12 protein-coding genes are annotated in these 18,152 nt (G+C 55.4%); 4 read left to right on the top strand and 8 right to left on the bottom strand.

The genetic code is table 11. The features are described from left to right. Positions 1-27: 27 nt before the first annotated feature. The 6 genes from DFP98_RS33510 to DFP98_RS33485 all read right to left on the bottom strand — a co-directional run bounded on the left by DFP98_RS33510 (position 28) and on the right by DFP98_RS33485 (position 7,668). A complete protein-coding gene (locus DFP98_RS33510) occupies positions 28-1,212 on the bottom strand; it encodes a hypothetical protein (RefSeq protein ID WP_116064989.1) in 1,185 nt (394 codons plus the stop codon). Between the two features lie 18 nt (positions 1,213-1,230). Beyond that, positions 1,231-2,124: a nickel transporter permease gene (nikC, locus tag DFP98_RS33505; protein WP_116064988.1), complete on the bottom strand. Its 894-nt coding sequence runs from the start codon at positions 2,122-2,124 to the stop codon at positions 1,231-1,233. Positions 2,125-2,136: 12 nt separating this feature from the next. Further along, positions 2,137-3,120, bottom strand: coding sequence for an ABC transporter permease (locus DFP98_RS33500; RefSeq protein WP_116064987.1), 984 nt, complete (start codon positions 3,118-3,120; stop codon positions 2,137-2,139). A gap of 74 nt (positions 3,121-3,194) precedes the next feature. Beyond that, complete coding sequence (locus DFP98_RS33495; RefSeq protein ID WP_116064986.1) at positions 3,195-4,832, bottom strand: ABC transporter substrate-binding protein; 1,638 nt, start codon at positions 4,830-4,832, stop codon at positions 3,195-3,197. Between the two features lie 43 nt (positions 4,833-4,875). Then, positions 4,876-5,910: a ketopantoate reductase family protein gene (locus tag DFP98_RS33490; RefSeq protein WP_116064985.1), complete on the bottom strand. Its 1,035-nt coding sequence runs from the start codon at positions 5,908-5,910 to the stop codon at positions 4,876-4,878. A gap of 6 nt (positions 5,911-5,916) precedes the next feature. Continuing rightward, a complete protein-coding gene (locus DFP98_RS33485) occupies positions 5,917-7,668 on the bottom strand; it encodes a M28 family peptidase (RefSeq protein ID WP_116064984.1) in 1,752 nt (583 codons plus the stop codon). Between the two features lie 213 nt (positions 7,669-7,881). Here DFP98_RS33485 and chrS point away from each other — a divergent pair, with 213 nt between their 5' ends. From chrS to DFP98_RS33465, 4 genes are read left to right on the top strand one after another with little or no spacing between them, the layout of a single operon-like run. Then, positions 7,882-8,367, top strand: a complete 486-nt coding sequence (gene chrS / locus DFP98_RS33480) for a chromate efflux transcriptional regulator ChrS (RefSeq protein WP_181918112.1) — start codon at positions 7,882-7,884, stop codon at positions 8,365-8,367. 12 nt (positions 8,368-8,379) lie between these two features. Next, entirely contained in the window at positions 8,380-8,964 is a 585-nt protein-coding gene (gene chrB, locus DFP98_RS33475; RefSeq protein ID WP_116064983.1) for a chromate efflux transporter ChrB, read from the top strand. After that, complete coding sequence (chrA, locus tag DFP98_RS33470) at positions 8,961-9,512, top strand: chromate efflux transporter ChrA (RefSeq protein ID WP_116064982.1); 552 nt, start codon at positions 8,961-8,963, stop codon at positions 9,510-9,512. The genes chrB and chrA overlap by 4 nt, the downstream gene beginning before the upstream one ends. A gap of 60 nt (positions 9,513-9,572) precedes the next feature. Further along, the gene (locus DFP98_RS33465; RefSeq protein ID WP_116064981.1) at positions 9,573-11,183 is read left to right on the top strand and encodes a gamma-glutamyltransferase family protein; all 1,611 of its coding nucleotides are present in this window, start codon (positions 9,573-9,575) and stop codon (positions 11,181-11,183) included. Positions 11,184-11,405: 222 nt separating this feature from the next. Here DFP98_RS33465 and DFP98_RS33460 read toward each other — a convergent pair whose 3' ends face one another. Next, entirely contained in the window at positions 11,406-13,601 is a 2,196-nt protein-coding gene (locus DFP98_RS33460) for a hypothetical protein (protein WP_116064980.1), read from the bottom strand. A 183-nt stretch (positions 13,602-13,784) separates the two neighbouring features. Then, on the bottom strand, positions 13,785-18,038 hold the full coding sequence (locus tag DFP98_RS33455) for a cadherin-like beta sandwich domain-containing protein (RefSeq protein ID WP_116064979.1): 4,254 nt from the start codon (positions 18,036-18,038) through the stop codon (positions 13,785-13,787). Positions 18,039-18,152: the final 114 nt, after the last annotated feature.

Raw genomic sequence — 18,152 nt, 5'->3', positions numbered from 1 at the left:
CATCTCCCTCTTCTTGGGCCGGTGCCCTTACACAAATTGTTTTACCGTGTCCGCAGACAGCATCCTCGAATAAATAAACTGGAAGAACCGCTGCCGATCTTCCGGCGCCACTCGTTCGTATACTTGCTTAACCGCTTCGTTGCCGCGCCAATACGTATAAATAAACGGCGAACGCAGCGGATGGGTAAAGAAACGGAGCCGGGAAGCGATCCAGTTCTCTTCGCCGAACGCGTACTCGGCCAGAAATTGCGCCACCTCTTGCTCGGGTTTGCGCTCCGCATGCAGCATGTGCGCGGCGTTCATCCCCGAGGTCGAGCGAATTTGCTGATAGATTTGATAAATATGATCGTCCTCGGTCTCCAGCCAATCGATGAAATAAATCCCGTTGTCGGCAATTCCCTCGAATACCGAGCTGCTTGCGGTATTGACGACGACCATGCTGGCATCGATCGGTATATCTCCGGACTGCATGCCCAACTCCCGGAAACGCATATGAGTCGTATGACCCGGAAAGCACTCGTGAGTAACCAAATGCTTCAGCCCTTCATAAGTGAAAGGAATATCGCCGTTCAAATACATTTTGCCGTTCACATAGTCGCAATAGGCGTTAAAAGGGAAATCGTGAACGATCTCCGGAACGACCTCGACATCGGCCATCTGCGGAAACATTCGATCGACGACCCGCTGTTTCGCCACGGCCAGCAGCTCCTTCAGCACCGTCTCCAGCTCCGCGACCGGGACGCGCCGTTCGGCCTCCCATGCCTGAACCTTCTCATGAAGCGACCCCTTATACCCTCTACCCGCAAGCGCGACGTCGAGCCGACGATGCAGTTCGCCGCGTTCCGCCTGGCTGAGCGGATTCTCGTTGACGTACAGCAGCCCTCTTACTTTATCGCGAAAAGGCAGTTGAACTCCCGCACACCAGTCGGCCAGACAAAGCACGGAGCCGATCTGCTGCTGCATATAGTTACGGCGCACCTCATTCTCAATGTCCAGATAGCGGAGGCGCAAATAGTTCAAATCCTCCTTCACGTCGGACCAGTTGCTGTACGTAATGGGATGTTCATCGGATAAACTGTACGTCAGCCCTTCGTTGTCGAACAGAGCTTCCCCGGTTTTTACCAGCTTGGAACGGTAAAGCTGATCCATGCCGAGCACAATACGAGTATACTCCACGGCCAAACGGTGATCGGTTTTCTCCATACTCGTCATTAACAAACCCCCCTCTATTTAATTCCGCTTTAGCTTGGAATCCGTCAAGTCGCGAATGCCGTCTCCGAGCAAATTAAAGCCGAGCACGGTAATCATAATCGCCAGCCCGGGATAGATCGACAGATGCGGCGCATCCTTCAGAAACTTCATCCCGAACGCCAGCGTCCAGCCCCAGCTCGATTCCGGCGGCTGAATGCCGAGCCCGAGGAAGCTAAGCGTCGCTTCGGCGACGATCGCCTGTCCAAGTCCGAGCGTCGCCACAACGATGATCGGAGCAAGACAGTTCGGCAAAATATTGTAGAAAATAATGCGAAAATCGCTGGATCCGATCGTACGCGCCGCTTGAATGTACTCCGCTTCCTTGACGACGAGCACGTTGGCCCGGACGAGACGGGCGTAATTCGTCCAATACACGAGTCCCAGCGCGATAATCACGTTATTGATGCCCGGCCCCAGCGCGGCCACGAAAGCGATCGCTAGCAGAATAACCGGGAACGACAGGACGATATCCACGATACGCATGATTAACGAATCGACCCAGCCCCCGTAGTAGCCGGCGATCAGCCCGAGCGTAACGCCGATGATAAGCGACAGGCCGACGGCAACGATCCCGACCTCAAGCGACACTTTGGCTCCGTACAAGATGCGCGTATACAGATCTCTGCCGAACTGATCCGTACCGAGCAGATGACCGGACGTCATCGGCTTGGCCAGACGTTCGCCCATGACCATCTCGTACGGATCGTGCGTCGACAGCACCGGTGCGAGCAGCCCGGCGAGAAGCACGAGACAGACGATGATTCCGCCGATCAGCACCGATTTGCTGCGCGTTGCCGCGAGCCAGCCCTTTTTCCATCCGGAGGAACGCGGCTTGATCGCCTTCCCGTATTCCGCTTTTGATGAAGCGCTCATCGCTCCTCCTCCTTACCTTTGCTGAATCTTCGGGTTGATTTTCGTATATAAAATATCGATGACCAGGTTCGTGAGCGCAAACATCAGCGCAATAACGAGCACGCAGCCCTGGACGAGCGGAAAGTCGCGTTGACTGATGGCGGAAATGACAAGACGTCCGATGCCCGGCCATGCAAATACGGTTTCGGTGACGATCGCCCCGCCGAGCAGGTTGCCGAATTGAAGACCGATGATTGTCACGATCGGAATCAAGGCGTTGCGAAACGAGTGCTTAAAGATGACCGAGAGAGTGCCGACGCCTTTCGCTTCTGCTGTCCGCACATAGTCCTCCTTCAGCACCTCAAGCATCGTCGAACGCACCATCCGCGTAATGAGCGCGGCGCTCATGATACCGAGCGTGAACGCCGGAAGCAGCAAGCTGCGAAGGCTTTGCACGATATCGTACAAATTGCCGGTGCGAACGAGCGTCGAGAACGCTTCGGTCAGCGGTTCTCCCCGTCCGAACGACGGCAGCCAATTCAGGTTGACGGAGAAACCGATAATGAGCAGCGTCCCCATCCAGAATACCGGCATCGATACGCCCAACTGCGCGAAAAACATACTGACGTAATCAATCCACGAGGACTGCTTCACCGCCGACAAAATGCCGAGCGGAATGGAGATAATAAGCGCGATGACGAGCGCGAACACGGCAAGCTCAATCGTCGCCGGAAGATGCTTCATAATGAGCGAGTAGACGGATTGATCCTGGAAGATCGATTGCCCGAGATCGCCTTGCAGCAGCTGTTTCAAATAGACGAAAAACTGCACGTACAGCGGCTCGTTTAAGCCCAAAATGTTGCGGATGCGCTCCACTTCGTCCGGCGGGGCGTCCTGGCCGAGCAATACCGTTGCCGGATCGCCGGGAATCATATGCAGCAGCAGAAAGACGAGAACCGTTATCCCGAGCAGCACGGGAATGAACTGCAGCAACCTTCTTCCTATATACGTCAGCAAGTTAACGCTCCTTACTTAAACCGAAAGGAAGGAGCGAGCGATCCGCCTCTCCCTCCCCGGCCTTTTTTTCCGTGCTATTTAATTACCGCGTTCTTGAAATTATAAAAGCTGCCTTTCGGATGAAGCGTAAATCCGCTCAGCTTGTTGGAGTGCATGACGATGTACCCTTGGTACAGCACGATGTCGAACGCCACGTCGTTCACCATCATTTGCGCGGCTTCTTGATAATACTGCTTGCGTTCGTCCAGATTCGAAGTCGTTCTGCCTTTTTCCAACAGTTCGTCGACCTTCGGATTGCTATACTCGCCGTAGTTGTTGCCGCCCGTCGTCGTCCACTGGTTGTAGACCGCTTTGTCCGGATCGACGATATTCAAGAGACCGAACATCGCGATATCGTACTTGTGAGCGAGCAGGTTAGCCAGGAACGTCGGCGCTTCCGTCGTCACGACTTTGGCGTCGACGCCGGCTTTGACAAACTCGTTCTGCAAGTATTCGAGCGCCTGCACGCGATTGGAGTCTTCCACGTACGTCGACAGCTCGATCGACAGCTTCTTGCCGTCCTTATCGACCATTCCGTCGCCGTTGGTGTCCGTCCAGCCGGCTTCGGCCAATAGCGCTTTCGCTTTCTCCGGATCGTAGTCGAACCCTTGGATATCGTCCGTATGCGCGAACAGCGGCGGGATAAGCGGCGACTTGGCCGGCTTGTCCATGTTCTGATAAATATCGGCCGAGATCACCTGCTTGTTGGTCAGATGCGCGATCGCTTGACGCACCTTCACGTCGGACAGGAACTGATTTTTCTGATTGTAGGAAAGGTACGTGTAGCCGAGTCCTTCCGTCTGCGTGACGGTAAACTTGTCATTGTCCTTGATCCGGTTAATGTCCTGCGGCGACAGCGGCGAATGAACGAAATCGATGTCGCCCGCCTCCAGCGCGGACACCCTTGTCGTGTTGTCCGGAATGACGAAATACGTCATTTGCTTTGTTTTGGCTACGCCGTCGTGGTATTTGTCGTAGGCTTCGAAGAACAGCTTACTGTTCTTGTCCCACTTGACGAATTTGTACGGGCCGGTTCCAATCGGGTTCGTCGCCATCGTCCCGTCGTTCTTCTCGCCGATATGCTTGGGCACGATGCCGAGATCGAGATAATACAGCAGCGGCGCGCTAGGCTGCTTCAGCGTGAACTTGACGGTGTAGTCGTCCGTCGCTTCGACGCTGTCGATCGCCTCGTACAGCTTGGCGTTCGGCGCTTTGAACTCCGGATCTCTGATCGAATCGTACGTGTACTTCACGTCTGCGGAAGTAAACGGCGTGCCGTCATGGAAGGCGACGTCCTTGCGCAGCGTAAACACGATCGTCTTCGGATCGGGCAGCTCCCATTTCTCCGCCAGATCCGGCACCGGCTCCAGCTTCTCCGTCAGACGGACGAGACCGCTGAACACGACTTCCGCTACGCGAGCGTTCGACGTATTGCGGCCAAGCCGCGGATCGAGAGTGTCGGGATCGACGTCCAGCCCGATTTTAAGTTCGCCCGAAGCGGCGGCCGGCGGATTACTCTCCGTCCCGCTGCTCTCGCTCGCATTTCCATTGTCACTCGTGCCGCTCGCGCTCGATCCGCTGCTGCTGCCCGAGTCGTAGCTGCAGCCGGCAAGCATCGCGCTTGCGAGCATCATGCAAACAATCAGTAAACTGACCAACGATTTTCTGCTCATGTGACAACTATCCCCCCTGATGATTGTTCAAATGAATGTTTGCTCAGTTCGATCCCATCTGTCCGAGCTGCCTGTCCAACTCGCGCAGCTCGTCGAGGTTCGCCAGCGTAAGCTCTCTTTCCCCGCGCTCCGCTTCTTTAATTAGCCGGACCAGACATTCCAGACGAGGCACTGCGATCGACTTCTCCTGGGCGCGCTGCACGACCGGGCCGACGATCTCGTTCACTTCCGTCGGGCGGCGATGAATCGCGAGGTCGCGCCATACGCCGGTGCGCCGCTGGTCATGCTTGTACCAATAGATCTTCTGCGCTTGCCAGCAAGCGTTCACCGCTCCTTCCGGCGGCTCGGCCATCGCGAAGATTTTCGGGTCGAAACCGTCGATCACCTCGCATACGACGCCTTCCGCCTGGCACACCTTAACCACTTCGCCGGCAAGACTGCCTAACACGCCTCTGTATTCCAGCCGATCGAAAATGTCCGGGACGTCTTCGCTGACAAGCGCTGTGGCGAAATAAACGGCGCCGACGGCGGCTTTGCCCCATAAAAATCCGAAAATGTTGTCGGTAACCTTAATAGGCTGCAACGCGGACAGCACCTGCTCCAGCTCGTTCAAGCGCGGAGTCGTCCGGCCGTCCATCTCGCCGATGCAGAACGAACCCGTGCCGCCGAACGATACTTCGCCCGGCTGTACGTAATGGCCGCCGAACGTCAGAAACGCGCCAACCGTTCGCTCCTCGCCGACGATCCTGGCAATCTTGTACTCCTCCAATCCGTTCTGAAGCGAAAGTACGTAGCCGCCGGGCGTCAGATGCTTCGCGAGCGGTTCCAGCGCCGGGGCTGTATGGCGGGCCTTCACCGCCAGCAACACCGTCTCCAGCGGCTCGTTCACTTCTTCCGGCAGCAGGATGCGCGGATGAACGACGAAATCGGCTTCGCCCGATACTTTCAGCCCGTTCTCCCGAATGGCCTGCACATGCTCCCGCTGCGCTTCAACGAAAGTGATGTCGTGACCCGCCCGAACCAGATGGGCGCCCAGAATGCCGCCGATCGCGCCTGCGCCCACAATTGTTATTTTCATTGCCGTCTATCCTTTCTGAAAATATTGATCGATGACCGCAATCGCATCGCGGAGGCTTACCGCTGCGCGATTGCGCTCCCTAATTAGTCGAGAGGCGAGAAACTTGAATTCGTCGCTGTCGGGATCGAGTCCGCCCAGCCGCGGCATATCGCTTAAAGCAGGCAGCGAGTGCTGCTTCAGTGCCGGATCGTGACCGAATCTGTCGCCGTACGTGTAATCGAGCGGGACGAGCACCCGGCTGAGTTCCTTCAAACAGCCGTTCAGCAGCGCCGCCGCCTTGCCGGACTCTTCGCCCTGCGTCCGAATCGCTGCATTGAGCCGATCGGCTCGCTCCTCCAGCTCTTGCGCCCGTTCCGTCAACGGCGCGAGCGACAGCTTGCCGCCCGCCTGCTCCTCGTAACGTTTCAGCGTTGCGAGCGCTTCCCGCGCATAGGCGGCGTAATCGAGCGGCAGCACCTGATCGGTAAGCAGCCGCCAGACCGTATATTGATAGATGCGCGTATCCCTGTCCAAAATGTCTGCATCGATCTTATCGCCCGTATCGTGCGGCGTATGCCACCACCAGCCGGTTCCGTGACCGAGTCGATTCTGGCCGCCGAATACGGCGGCGGAGGCGTTGGAGCTGCCCGGCTTGGCCGGCTGCTCGCTCATATTGCCGAAGATGGCGGGGACGCCAATGCCCCAGAACGACTGGTCCCCGGCCCGCTCCATCCGACGGCCGGTGAAGTCTTGTCCGGCCTGTGTGCTCAGCGCCTCCTGCGCCAGCTCGGCAAGCTCCGACGCCGCCGTCGTGTCGCCAACAACGGTATTGCCGAGACCGCCGGTCGAATCGACGTTGACATGCACGAGAGCCCGGCGCTCCAGCTCCTCCCAATGATGATCGGCGTACCAGGAAGAACTGGAGTAACGCCCCTGGGAGTGACCCGACCAATAGATGACGCGCAGACTGCGCTCCCATAAATCCGCCCGCTGCACGCACAGCCGCGATACTTCGAGCATCGTTGCGTTCGCGCCGCCATTGTCCATTACTCCGTAATACCACGTATCATGATGGCCCGTGTACAACACGAAAGGATCGTCTCGATCGGCTCCCGGACGAATGTAATCGGCCACCAGAATCGGCGTCTTGCGCCAGCCCGTATCGACCTCAGCGAACAGGGCGACGTCGACCGTCTTGTTGTCGGCGATCGCCTGCTTCAAACGCTGTCCGGTTTCGAGCGGCACAGTGACCACGACCGATTTGGGCAAAATCCCCACCTGATCGTCGCCCGGGCTGCCCCATACCGCCGAGATACACATCTCATGCACGTATTCGTGCGGACTGATATGAATCTGCCCGATCGCTCCCTGCCGATTCGCTTCCAATGTGGCAGCCGGGTTCGCGATACCTTCCAGCAGCACTACGCAACCGCTTACATTTAATCCCTCATAATCTTGCGGTCGGCCGATTCCCGCATAGACCAAGCGACCAGTCGTGCCGTCAGGACCGCTGGATCGGGAAAACGAATGGGCAATGCAGCCGAAGCTTTCGCCCAGCGCATCGACGCGGGCCTCGCCCGGCAAACTGATATAAGCATCGTGCAATATAAGTTGCGTTTCGTAACCGTAAGCCTGCATTTCCCTTTCCACATACTTCAGGCTCTCCAATTCGCCTTCCGTTCCGGCATGCTTCGTCCATCTGCTGAATTCTTCGATATGAGCCATCATTTTTTCTTTCGACATTTCATTCATAAGCGGGGCCAATTCAGCAATTTTCAACGTTGTTCCTCCTTCTCGACACTTCCATTCGTGTCGCCGCGTTGCTCAATAAGTAGGATGCCCACGATTTAATATAGAATTTCTCATAGAACAGATTGTTTTGTCAATAACATAATCTATATTGATTTCGTTATATATTCGTCGTATAGTTATACAAAACGTAAACCATTTTGCAAAAATGCCTACTTTATTAAACTTCCCAGGAGGTTCTATATGTTAGTTTATACCGAAGCGAACGGACTTCCTCCGATGCAGCTTGACGACATCGACAGACAAATTTTGGACGCTCTGCATGAGAACAGCCGCATCTCCTATACGGATCTCGGCAAGAAAATCGGCCTGTCCCGCGTTAGCGTTCAAGCCCGCATCAACGCCCTGATCGAGAGCGGCACGATCGAACGTTTTACTGTTGTTATCAACCCGACGAAAGTCGGTATTCAAGTGTCCGCGTTCTTCAACGTCGATATCGAGCCGGCGTATTTGGATCAGGTAGCCGAGAAGCTGGCCGACGAGCCTTCGATTACGAGTCTCTATCATATGACCGGTCCGAGCACGCTTCATATGCATGGCATTTATCCGAGCAATCAGGAAATGGAGAAGTTTCTGCTCGAGAAGCTGTATACGATGCCGGGCATCGTTCGCGTGGAAACCCAAATGTTGCTTAAACGCTATAAGAGCAGGATGGGCATGAAATTGTAAGGAGGACGCTTGATGGCTGCCGGATCAGCAACGTACAGACATATTGTTTTCGCCATGGTGCGCACCGGCATTTTGGGTTACGGGGGAGGGCCTTCGGTCATTCCGCTCATTCGTTACGAAGCGGTCACCCGTTATCGTTGGCTGGACGACGACGAATTCGGCGAGACGCTTGCGCTCGCCAACGCCTTGCCAGGTCCGATCGCGCCGAAGATGGCGGCCTATCTCGGATATAAGCTAAAGGGCTCGATCGGAGCGACCGTCGCTATTCTTGCGCACATCCTTCCGACAAGCCTGGCCGTCATCGCCCTGCTCGGAACGTTGTATTCGCTACAGCATTCGAAGATTGTTGCCGGAATGATCGCGGCCGTCCGCCCGGTCATTTTTGTCATGCTTGCGATGATGGCCTATGAATTTATCGCCAAAGCATGGAAGGGTCTCGGGAAAGCTTTCGCGCTGTTGTTCAGCGCGGCGGCCTTTGCGCTGCTGTTCTTCGCGAACGTGCACCCCGGCATCGTCGTCGTGCTGTTTCTCGGCTACGGAGCTTTCCATCTGACGTTGGTGGAACGTTATCGGCGGCGGAAGGATACATCCGCATGAGTCTCTTAAACGATTTGCTTCAGCTGTTTTGGGGATTTTTTGTCGCGAATTTGCTCGGCTACGGCGGAGGTCCGGCATCCATTCCGCTTATGCAGCAGGAGGTTGTCGATCATTACGGCTGGCTGACGACGGCTCAGTTCGCCGATGTGCTGGCGGTGTCAAACGCGCTGCCCGGTCCGATCGCTACAAAGATCGCCGCCTTCGTCGGGTATCAGGTGGCCGGCTGGATCGGCGCTCTAGTTGCGACGGCTGCCACGGTCGTACCGTCCGCCGTCGCGCTTATCGTGCTGCTGAAAATCCTGAACCGCTACCGCCAATCGTCTGCGGTCAAAGGAATGACGCTGCTCGTCCAGCCCGTCATCGCCGTCATGATGCTGCTGCTCACCTGGGAGATGGGGGAAGTATCGGCGGAATCGATCGGCATCTGGCAGTCGCTCGGCATCGCCGCCGTCGCGCTGCTCGCGATGACCAAATGGCGGATTCATCCCGCCCTTGTCATTGTCGCCGCTTTCCTGTACGGAAGCCTAGTGCTCTCGCATTCGATGTAAGGAAACGAAAAAGACAGATGCAAACGGCTCGAAATTATTGATCCATTCCGGGAGGATGCCATGTTAAACATCGATCCGCTGTATGACCCCTATCCGTCGCGCCGCTCGGCCGTCTATGCCGCTAACGGAATGGTAGCCACCTCTCAGCCGCTTGCCGCACAGGCCGGCCTCGATGTTATGAAGAAGGGGGGCAACGCCATCGATGCGGCGATTGCCGCGGCCGCGGCGCTGACCGTCGTAGAGCCGACTTCCAACGGCATCGGCGGCGACGCCTTCGCGCTCGTCTGGACGCAAGGAAAGCTGCACGGCCTCAATGCAAGCGGTCCCGCTCCGCTGAGCCTGTCCATCGAAGCGCTGAAGAAGGCAGGCGTTGAAGCCATTCCAACCCATGGCTTCATCCCTGTCACCGTGCCGGGCGCTCCCTCCGCTTGGGCCGAGCTAGCCGCCAAATTCGGCAATCTTCCACTGACCGAATCGATACAGCCGGCCGTCGAATACGCCGAGCGCGGCTACCCGCTGTCGCCCGTGCTTGGCAGCTATTGGAGAAGAGCGTTCAACAACTTCAGCGCATCGTTGAAGGGCCCGGAATTCCAACCATGGTTCGATACGTTCGCGCCTAATGGCAGAGCGCCGGAAATCGGCGAGCTTTGGTCTTCTCCCGACCATGCCGCTACGCTGCGTTCGATCGCAGAGTCGAATGGCGAGTCGTTCTATCGCGGCGAGTTGGCCGAGAGGATCGACCGGTTTTCACGTGAGCACGGCGGATATTTGCGCTTGGCCGACCTCGCCGCCTATAAGCCGGAATGGGTCGAGCCCATCGGCGTCAACTATCGCGGCTACGACGTGTGGGAAATTCCGCCGAACGGCGGCGGGCTTGTCGCGCTGCTGGCGCTTAATCTATTGAAGGGCTTCGACTTCTCTGAACGGGATACGGTCGATACGTATCACAAGCAGCTTGAAGCGATGAAGCTCGCGTTTGCCGACGGCGCCCGACATATCGCCGCCCCCCATTCGATGAACGTGCGCGTCGAGGATTTGCTGTCGGACGCCTATGCCGACGAACGCAGACGATTGATCGGACAAACCGCGCAGCTGCCTGAGGCCGGCCAGCCTCCCAAAGGCGGAACCGTCTATCTCTGCACTGCAGACAGCGAAGGCAATATGGTATCTTTCATCCAGAGCAACTACATGGGATTCGGCTCCGGCCTTGTCGTTCCGGGAACGGGCATCGCGCTGCAAAACCGCGGCCACAACTTCACGCTCGACCCTAATCACGCCAACTGCCTGGAGCCGGGGAAAAAGTCTTATCATACGATCATCCCCGGTTTTCTCACCCGCAGCGGCCAGCCTGTAGGACCGTTCGGGGTTATGGGCGGTTTTATGCAGCCGCAGGGACACGTGCAGGTCGTGATGAACACGGTCGACTTCCATCTTCATCCTCAAGCTGCACTGGATGCGCCGCGCTGGCAGTGGATGGAACGGAAGACGGTCGAACTGGAGCATACGACTCCGTCTCATATCGTCGATGCGCTCGCGCGCAAGGGCCACGATGTGAAATGGGCGCTCGGCTCCGGCAGTTTCGGACGCGGCCAAATCATTTGGCGGCTGGACAACGGCGTGCTGGTCGGGGCAACGGAAGCGCGGACGGACGGACATGTCGCTTCCTGGTAAAGCTGCTTTATATGAAAAGAGTCGTATGAAATGATAATCGATAGGGAATGCTGTCGTGCATGTGTCTCCTTAGAACACATGCACTTTTTCTTTCTTAATCGTAGGACGTAAAAAAATAAATAGAGCGACACATTCGCCGCTCTATCTATAAAACTACCGCCGTAACGACACCCGGATTCCAATATCCCTACACCATCGATTGATTGGTTGATTGCCTGCTGCTTAATCATAGGAATCTTCATCAAAATCTTTATAGCTAAATGGTTTAGATCCGGTATATCCCCGACTAATAGGCTTATTATAGCCGTTGCTTTTGTTGTAGGACATGCTGCTATTCAGCAAAGGTGCGCTGTTGTAGGCATTGCTGCCGTTCAGCAGAGGCGAGCTGTTGTAGGCGTCGCTACCGTTCAACAGAGGCGAGCTGTTGTAGGCGTTGCTGCCTCCCTGTGCAGTCTCCTTTTTGTAGCTCTTGCTGCGTGCTTGAGCTTTACCGCCATCTTTAATAGCAGCGCTATTACTCGCCGCCGCACCCCAGACCTCATCAGATTCGCTTGTCTTCACATTGTTGTCTCCGGCAACGGGCAGGCTGCTCCGGGAGCTGCGCTCGTTGTCATCCACTACCAGCTTTTTGCCGGGAAGATTGGATATCGAGCCGTAGCCAAAATATTTCTCCTGCGGCAGATCCGGAACAGGCGCTGCTTTCTTCCGTTTCGCCAGCAGTTCCTCCATCACACTTGCATGCTTCGACTGCACATCTCCGCGATAATCGTATGCGATGGGATCGTGACGCTGGGTCTTGATCAGCAACTCTCTAAGCATGCTGTTTTTCTGATCGTGCGCGTCGCGCATGCGCTCTTCAGCAGCATCGGGGACATGGTCCGCATACCCGAGCAATTCCAGCGCGGAGACTTGCATGTTCTTCGTGAACGATTGCTTCCCATTCTGCATCTTAGGCATCAGATTGCCGTCAACGTCGCGTCTACGCACTTTTTTCCCCGTCGTCGGATCGACCTTGTCCTCACCTGTTAAATAATCCAATTCGTACTGAAATTCAGGCTTTCCTACAAACTCCACGCCGAGCTGTTCAATCGGAACATTGTTTTTCTCCAGTTGTTGTACGGTCTGCACCATCTGCTTCGAACCCGGCTTGTAATGACCGCTTGCATCGGAAAGCAATTCAACTTGTCCATCGCGAACTTGAAGCTCGCCCGCACCGGCAATGTCATCCCCGGCATTAAAGGTGGAATGATGGATTCTCTCCATTGAAGGGAGCTGCATATTTCGCAGTTCCGCTTGAAGTTGCGGTTTATCCTTCAAATCTTTCAAATCCTGTTTGCGCTGATCATGAACACGCTTGGAGCGATCCGAGTTTTCCTTGACGGCATCCATCGAATGAAATTCGCCCAGAGCGTTCATCGTGAAAATATGCCGATCCGCCTTCGCCCCCACCGTCGACGATTCTAAAGCTCCCATCGTGTCCAGCGATTTGCCGTCTGTCGCGTTGATCATTTTACCGGACTTGTCGAAACCGCGGGCATAGGAGGCTCGCTGTGATTCATTCGCATAGAAGGTCGTCGAATTCAGGTCCACCCCACGAATACCGCCTCCGTACAGCATATCTTTATCAAATTCGGATTCTTTGTTTTTCTCCAGCGCAAAACTCGATCCCGCTCCAGCAGGCTGAAGGGATTGAGCAATCAGTCCGGACAACTCGTCCTTGTTGGCGTTATCCGAGTCATCATCATAGTCGTCATCGGAGTCATCGTCAAAATCGTCGGGCTCTTCGTCGAACAAATCCTCTCTCACCCGAGCCGGAAACACCCCTTGCTCCGGTGTAATCGCTCCTACCGCAGAGGAAGGCGATGTGTTGGTCGTCGGTGTCGTACTGCCGCTCTTGCTGATGCTCTTGCTGTCCCAGTCATCGTCAAAGTCATCATCGTCCGAATTATCGTCGTCCTTAAACGGCACATAGCCTTTCGGCAGTGGCTTCGACTTTGGCGCTGTCGTTGCACTGCTGCCGAGATTCCAGTCAAAGCTCGAACCGGCATCCTTCGTCTCTCCGGTATCAAACGGCACATAACCCTGCGGCAGTGGCTTCGATTGCAGGGAGTCCGACAACTGCTTCGGCGTTGTTGGGTTCTCGGTCACAGGCTTCGATTCCAGTGTCGGCTTCGTGCGATGTCCGCCGATTTGTGTCTTTATTCGATGCGAGCCAAGGGTGGGCTTTGGCACTGTCGGCACAAACTTCTGCGTCGCCTGATTTCCGATCATCCCCTGCATATCCAACACCTGCTGCGTACCGTGCCCGCCGATTAGAGACTTCGTGCGATGCGAGCCGATAATCGGCTTTTTCGACGGCTTGGCCCCGGTGAAAGGCGCATTCTTCGAAGAGACGGCGTTACTGCGTTCTCTAGGCATGGGATACCCTCCGGTCATCAGTATTCTTGCGGTATCTTTGATCACGATATTTCTAATGAGGAATCTTTAACACGGCCGCCCTATTGATGTCCTTACTCCTTACGGTCTGGCAGACCGCAAGCGAATTCGGTCGCCCGACTGCTTCATGCAGTCCGGTAGACGACGCTCGAATGAAACTGCGATCTAATCCACCATACCTAGCGCTTGCAACGTTCGGATAAACACGGTTGCCGCCTGCGCTCGCGTTACTTGACCCTGCGGATCGAACGCATCTTTCGATACCCCCGTCATGATCTGCAGTTTGACCATTAGCCGAACGTCTTCCAGGTAGGCTGGATCTACACTTTCGATGTCTTTGAAGTTATCTGCGCCGATCAATTCCGTTGCCGTTGGCAACTTGCCCTGAGCGATGACGGCAGCGAGCATACTTGCCATTTCTTCGCGAGTCAGCGGTTGATCGGGGCGGAAACTCGTGCCGCTCACGATATCAAGCAGACCCAGTTCCTTCGCCTGCGCGACAGCATTGGCGTACCACGCTTCGGGCTTTACATCGACATACGCAGTCGAGCTTGCATCGAAAGCTCCTCTCCCTAACGACCGGACAAGCAGCGTTGCAAACTCCGCTCTAGTCATCTTTTTATCCGGAGCATACTTCTCGTTCCCGATCCCCTCCACAAGCCCTTTCACCGCCGCCAGATCAACGAACGACCTCGCCCAGTGCTGCTCCATATCAGAAAAGCCGACCGTTTTCGATGCTGCCAAATAAACGCTGTTCGTGAAAGATAGAATCGAGATGTAAGCTACACCATCCTTCTTCACCTTCTTAGCAGGGACGAATTCGAGCTTCTTGTTCATCTCGTTATAACGAAAAGCACCCCATAATTCCGGCAAATCGGTCGACTTGTTCGGCATCGGGATCAATCTCGTCAGCGCCTGATTAAACTGACCCGCCGTGCCGATCGTCAGCCCTGTATTCGTATGGACGATATCGATGCGGAAGTCTACAATCGCCCCTAACACTTTGCCATTCGGCAAGACGCTTGCGATCTCCGCTTGCAAAGTCTTGTCGCCGGACTTGTCTGTTAACGTAATTTTGAAGCTGACATCTTCGGCTTTGAGACGATTTTTTTCAAGCAAGGCATTGAATTCGGGAATCCGCGAGACCAGATTAACAGCTACTTGGTAAATGGCGTACGGCGTTGTGATCTCCAGGTGAAAATCGGCATTCTTGACGGACAAGTCGGTTAAAATACTCGCCGGAACGCTGACATAAGTCACCCCGTCTTTCGGCGTTGCTGCCAGCGTAACGAACGGATTCTTCGTGTCGATGCGAGCAGGGTCCAGCGTCTGTCCGTTCAAGTCGATGACAGGTTTGCTGATGAATGCACCTCCGCCGCCACCTCCACCACCGCCTCCGCCGGGTGAAGTACCGGAAGCCGCGCGGGTGATGTCGATCTTATAAGTTTTAGTCGCGCCGCCCAGCGTCGTTACGACAAGCGAAATCTCGTTGCTCCCCGCATTTAACGCAAGCGAAAAGGCTGCCGTTCCGCTCGTCATTGCGAAAGGTCCGCTGGTCAGCGTTCCGGTGCTGTTATAGACGCTCACCGTTGTTGCCGCCTTGTCCATATCCGACACTGTCATCGTTACCGTGACGTTGGAGATGGCAGCCCCCACGCTTGCCGTATATTGAATCGTATCCGGGTCGAACGACGGGCTCAGCGTTCCGCTTGACAGAGATAATCCGCTCAGATTTGCTTGACCGCCGCCGGCAGCTCGCGTCACCGTCACCGTATATATCTTCGTTGCGCCATCCTGCGCCGTCACGACAACCTCGATTTTGTTGTTGCCTTCGCTCAGTGGAAGCGCCGGAGACGCCGTTCCGCTTAGCACGATATGCGGCCCGCCTACCAGCGTCCCGCTCCCGCTATATACGCTGGCCGTTACGGAAGCGTTCGCGGCCTCCGACAATGTCGGCGTTACCGTGATGCTGCTCACGGAATGCCCTACGCTCGCCGTGTAGGTTCCTGCGAACGCCGGCACCAGCGTCCCGCTCGACAGCGTTAAATTACTCAAATCCGCGTTGCTGCTTGCGCCTCTCGTCGCCGTCACCGTATATGTCTTCGTAGTTCCATCTTGCGCAGTGACCAGCACGGTAATCGTATTGCTTCCCACAGCAAGCGGCAGAGAAGGAGACGCCGTCCCGCTTGGCACTGCAAACGGACCGCTAACCAGCGTCCCGCCGCCAGCATACAGACTGATCGTAACTGTGGCATGAACCGTATCCGCTACCGTTGGCGTCACCGTGACACTGCTGACTTGATGCCCTACGCTCGTTTTGAACGTTCCCGGCACGAACGACGGAATCAGTTCCCCGTTCGACAGCGTCAAATCGGTCAAGTCTGCATTGCTGCTCTCTGCTCGCGTTACCGTTACCGTGTAAAGTCTTTTCATGCCGTTCTCTGCCGTAACCTCTACCTTAATCATGTTGCTCCCAACAACGAGCGGGAGCGGCGCAGAGGCAAAACCGCTATTCACCGGCACGTCGTTCACAGTCACTCCCGCGCTGCCGTCCGCTGTTGTCGGTGTCACTGTAATGCTGCTTACGCTATTCTCGACACTCGCCTCATAATCGGTCGTACCCGCTGCGAACGCCGGACTGAGCGTACCGCTGGACAATAATAATCCGCTTAAATCCGCATTTGCGCTTATCGTTCTCGTTACGTTTATCGTATAAGATTTGGTTGTTGTCCCATTCTGCGCAGTCACAACGATCTCAATCGGGGTGATGCTGCCCATGTTAAGCGAAATCGGCAGGGATGTCGTACCGCTCACAACCGGCGTCCCATTCACCTTCACCGAAGCCATAGCATCCGACAATGTCGGAGTGACCGAAATCTGACTCTGACTGGCAGTCGCCGTATAGGTCGTTGTTGTAGAGATAAATGTCGGGCTTAACGTACCGTTCGACAATGATAACTGACTCAAATTCGCATTACTGCTAACTTCTCTCTTTACAATTATCGTGTACGGCTTCTCTGTTACACCGTCCTCCGCTAAGACCACCAGGTCAATCCGATTATCCCCTACATCCAGATTGATGTCTCCGGACCCGGTTCCGCTTGCGATCCGCTGACCGTTCACCTTTACGGACATCAAGGAATTCGTGGTCGTAGGCGTCACCCGAATACTGCTTATGCCATTCACGACGCTGGCCGTGTAGTCGGTCGTTCCGGGTGCGAACGCCGGGCTCAGCGTACCGCTCGACAGCATTATGTTGCTCAGACTTGCTTCGCTTGAAGGAATATACGGATCTTGTATGCGTATCGCATAGTTGTATGTATCGGCGATAATCAGGTTGCCGGCGCTATCCAGCGTTATTCCAAGCGGCCCATTCAATTCCGCCAGAAGACCCGAGCCCCCATCTCCCGAATAACCCCCTGTCCCGATTCCTGCTATTGTCATGATCGTGCCGCTCGGAATCACTTTTCTGATCCTGTTGTTGTCCGTATCGGAGATATACAGATTTCCGCTGTCGTCTATCGCTACGCCTTCCGGTTCATTCAATTGCGCCTCAACGGCCGAGCCTCCGTCTCCGCCAAAGCCATCGGTCAACGACGACCCGGCCACAGTGCTGATGATGCCGATCCCGCTCGAAAAATCTACTTTACGAATCCTGTTATTGTAGGTATCGGCGATATACAGATTCCCGCTGCCGTCCACCGCTATTGCGCTCGGATAGTATAGTCTAGCCTCGACAGCCTTGCCCCCGTCCCCCGAATAACCGCTATCATCCGATCCCGCTACTGTATGGATGTTGCCAGCAGCGTCGATTAGCCGAATTCTATGGTTCGATGTATCGGCGATATAGAGATTCCCGTCGTAAATCGCTACTGCGCTCGGATTGCTTAATGCAGCGTCAACGGCCAAGCCGCTATCTCCCGAGTAATCGTTTACTCCCGTTCCTGCTATCGTGGAAATATTGCCGTCCGCGTCTATTTTACGGATTCTATTGTTGTATTTATCAGCAATATATACATTGCCGTCATCGTCCACCGCCACTCCGGTCGGATTGCGAAATTGTGCGCCAAGAGCCGAATTACCGTCTCCTGCATAACCATAGTTTCCATCCCCGGCGACGGTGCTGATTTGCTTGGTTACAGCATTCACTTTCCTGATCTTGTTGTTGCCGGCATCGGCGATATACAGATTTCCGATGCTGTCCATCGCAACGGCTGAGGGGTTCTCTAATTCGGCATCGACGGCCGGTCCCCCGTCGCCTTCGTCGCCATAACTCCCTCCAGCTACGGTGTCAATGATCCCGCCCGTCCCGGCATAGGCCCGCTCGTGTCCGAATGGCAGCCACCCTGCCAACATTCCTAATGTAAGTATGCAAACTGTAAATTGCGCCATTCTGCGCCGAAATTGGAACTTCATCATCGATCTTTCCTTCCTGATTTCTAAGTAATCGACTCTACAAACGACTATATCATTGGGAGAGAATCGATAATCTTAATGAAATCTTAAAGGACTTGTCCACGAATCAACCGGCTT

Origin of the sequence: Cohnella phaseoli, assembly GCF_003386235.1 — a bacterium.
In the GTDB taxonomy this organism is placed as follows: domain Bacteria; phylum Bacillota; class Bacilli; order Paenibacillales; family Paenibacillaceae; genus Cohnella; species Cohnella phaseoli.
The sequence above is the reverse complement of the archived record's forward strand: the minus strand, read 5'-3'. Positions and strand labels throughout refer to the sequence as shown.